Source organism: Ligilactobacillus equi DSM 15833 = JCM 10991 (assembly GCF_001435735.1).
GTDB lineage: Bacteria > Bacillota > Bacilli > Lactobacillales > Lactobacillaceae > Ligilactobacillus > Ligilactobacillus equi.
In genome coordinates this window covers 1-2,511 of the sequence record NZ_AZFH01000144.1, presented here as the reverse complement: position 1 = coordinate 2,511, position 2,511 = coordinate 1, and the positions used below count along the sequence as shown (strand labels likewise).

Genomic DNA, 2,511 nt, shown 5'->3' with positions numbered 1-2,511 from the left:
CCGAACGAACGGACTATTAGTTTATAAACTAATAGTCCGTTCGTTCGGGGGTCATTCTGACCCCCTCACTCACTATTTTCTGCTCGCATTTATTTTTGTCCTCGCTTGATATTTCCTCAAAAGCATATCTCAAATTTTTTCATATTTCTTTTGAAATTCCTAAATTTTTTAACCCAAACAAAAAAGAGGCTCACGCCTCAATTTTTATTTAACAATTTCTTCTAAAATATAATCTGATACTTTCACAACATCATCTAAAACTTTTTCTTGATTCTCATATCCCATTTCTTTAAATTTTAAGCCATTTTTTGTCCACCCTGCCATATAAGAAACTGAATCCTCTTCGCTTTCCATTCCTAAACTTTTGGCCGTTAAATACGCAGTCATTTCTGCTTGTAGCTCTCCAATTTCATAACTATTTTCATCTAATTTCAACCCCAATTCCTTGCTGACCTTATTCTCATTTTTGGAGTGAAGAATTGCGTGAGCCGTTTCATGAATCAATACGTTTATTTTTTCATAATCCGTATTTTTAGGGTTCATAACGATTTTTTTGGAACTTGGAACATAGTAACCTTTGGCAAATCCTCCATTCCATTCTTCGAGAGCAGGATTTTCTAAAGTAACACCCAATCGATTTATTACATTTTCAACGCTTGAAATTATCTCCTGAGCTTTTTGAGTGTCAATTTCACGGTCAATATGCTTGTTTGCATACAATTTTGGCAACTCATCATCAGGCATATCGGTTTGTAAAGCATCAAACACACAAGCCCGTAAATTGAATGTAACCCAAGTACTAACTGGTAAAACTCCTTGAGCAATCAAATTTTTTTCTTGCTTAGTAGCATATTTTAAACTCTTTTTCTTACCATTGCTTACAAAACTCTTGATAACTACTGGCGTCCAAATTTTCAATGCTTTTTCACCTTTTTGAACTTGATATCCTGCATCTTGCCACCCCTTGTAACTTTTGACCGCTTTAGCACCTTGACGGTGTAATAAGATGCGGTTTTTAATGCTGTAGTTACTGTATTTTGACAAAAAAGTTAGTAACTCTTTCATATCTTCAGGACTGTTAGTTGCTTTCTCGATGCTTTCCATAACATCTTTTTGAGCTTTTTCTAATTCCTTTTGTTTTTGTAATTTTTGTGCTTCTGTTAACATAATTTTTTCCTCGCTTTTTTATTTTTTTAGATTATTTTTATTTAGTTTTGAGTTTTTCGCTTTCTCAACCTTACATCCTTATTATGGCAGCCCTCACAGGACTGACAAGCTTTGACAGACGTTGGTATATCAAGGATTATTCCAGTTTTTTACTTGATACGTTCATTCCTAAAGTAGGGGGATGTGAATCAATAATTTTGATAAAAAGCCCCTGCAGAGCAAGCAGGGGCTAATACTTTTTATGCAAACCAAGGATCGGTTGTCCCAATTACAGCGCCGTTATCTAATAAGGCGTAGCAACTGCCATCCATCTCATCTACAACCCTGTTAGCATAAGCCTCAATGTTATCCTCGATTTCTTCAATTTGTTCTTCAGTAAGCGCCATACCTTCACACTTCTTATAGTCAATCTCTGATTCCAATTCTCGGTATGCAAACTCAATCTTGGTAGGGAAGTAGAGAATGTCGCAATCTAAATCATCATAGCTTGTACTATCTACCAACTCTTTAGCAAGTTTAGGATAAGCATTTTTGAATTCTTGGAATCCTTCAAAATATTCTAATTCATAATCGTACATAGTGATTACCTCGCTCTTTTGTTTTTTAGATTATTTAGGTTTTAAGCCTTTCGCTTTCTCAACCTTACATCCCTATTATGGCATCCCTCACAGGACTGACAAGCTTTGACAGATGTTGATATATCAATAATTTAGATACCAAAAAAGCGTATAGTTTCTACTATACGCTTTACTCTCACATTAGGAAGTATCTGGTAAACTCTCTTGGTGTGTATGTATACCAGTCCCCATTATCATTAACAGCAATACATACTTTTACATTGACGGTTGCTAAATCATCAGGAACAGGTAAATCTAACTCACTATACCAATCTTCTGCATCAATCATATCAGCACCAACTTCATAATCACGGACAAATTCCTCAATGACAGCGACGGTTAACTCAAAAGTATCTTCAACCCAGATAGGCGTATAGTCCTCAGGTAACGTACGCCAATCCCTTTGTTTAATAGGGGTAGCATTGTATTTGTCTACTGCTCTTTGGAATTCTGATATCTTAGCTTTGACAATATCAATATCTACTTGTTCTTCTGGAATTATTACACCGTCCCAATACTCTTCGGTCATTAATTCACCGTCTACAAGCAATAATTTCATTTCACATTTCGCTCCTCACACGTGCTTTTTAGTTATAAGTTAACCTTACATGTTCTAATTATGACGTATACAGGAGGGATGACAAGCTTTGACAGAACACCAAAACCTGCGTATGAACTACACCGCCACTAAAGTGACGGGTTTCTGGGAACACTAAGTAGTGTTTAG

General features: G+C 35.8%; 3 protein-coding genes. All 3 read right to left on the bottom strand.

Annotated features, from left to right (window positions below):
• Positions 1–204: 204 nt before the first annotated feature.
• The 3 genes from FC36_RS08090 to FC36_RS08080 all read right to left on the bottom strand — a co-directional run bounded on the left by FC36_RS08090 (position 205) and on the right by FC36_RS08080 (position 2,313).
• Positions 205–1,167, bottom strand: a complete 963-nt coding sequence (locus FC36_RS08090) for a zincin-like metallopeptidase domain-containing protein (RefSeq protein WP_056986827.1) — start codon at positions 1,165–1,167, stop codon at positions 205–207.
• A 239-nt stretch (positions 1,168–1,406) separates the two neighbouring features.
• Positions 1,407–1,745 carry a hypothetical protein gene (locus FC36_RS08085; protein WP_025021565.1) on the bottom strand — a complete coding sequence of 113 codons (339 nt, stop codon included), beginning with the start codon at positions 1,743–1,745 and terminating at the stop codon, positions 1,407–1,409.
• Positions 1,746–1,920: 175 nt separating this feature from the next.
• A complete protein-coding gene (locus FC36_RS08080) occupies positions 1,921–2,313 on the bottom strand; it encodes a hypothetical protein (protein ID WP_155889665.1) in 393 nt (130 codons plus the stop codon).
• Positions 2,314–2,511 lie beyond the last annotated feature (198 nt).

Bases quoted from the DNA above. Each gene is read 5' to 3' on its own strand.
- FC36_RS08085 (WP_025021565.1), bottom strand. From the start codon at position 1,745: ATGTACGATTATGAATTAGAATATTTTGAAGGATTCCAAGAATTCAAA.
- FC36_RS08080 (WP_155889665.1), bottom strand. From the start codon at position 2,313: ATGACCGAAGAGTATTGGGACGGTGTAATAATTCCAGAAGAACAAGTA.
- FC36_RS08090 (WP_056986827.1), bottom strand. From the start codon at position 1,167: ATGTTAACAGAAGCACAAAAATTACAAAAACAAAAGGAATTAGAAAAA.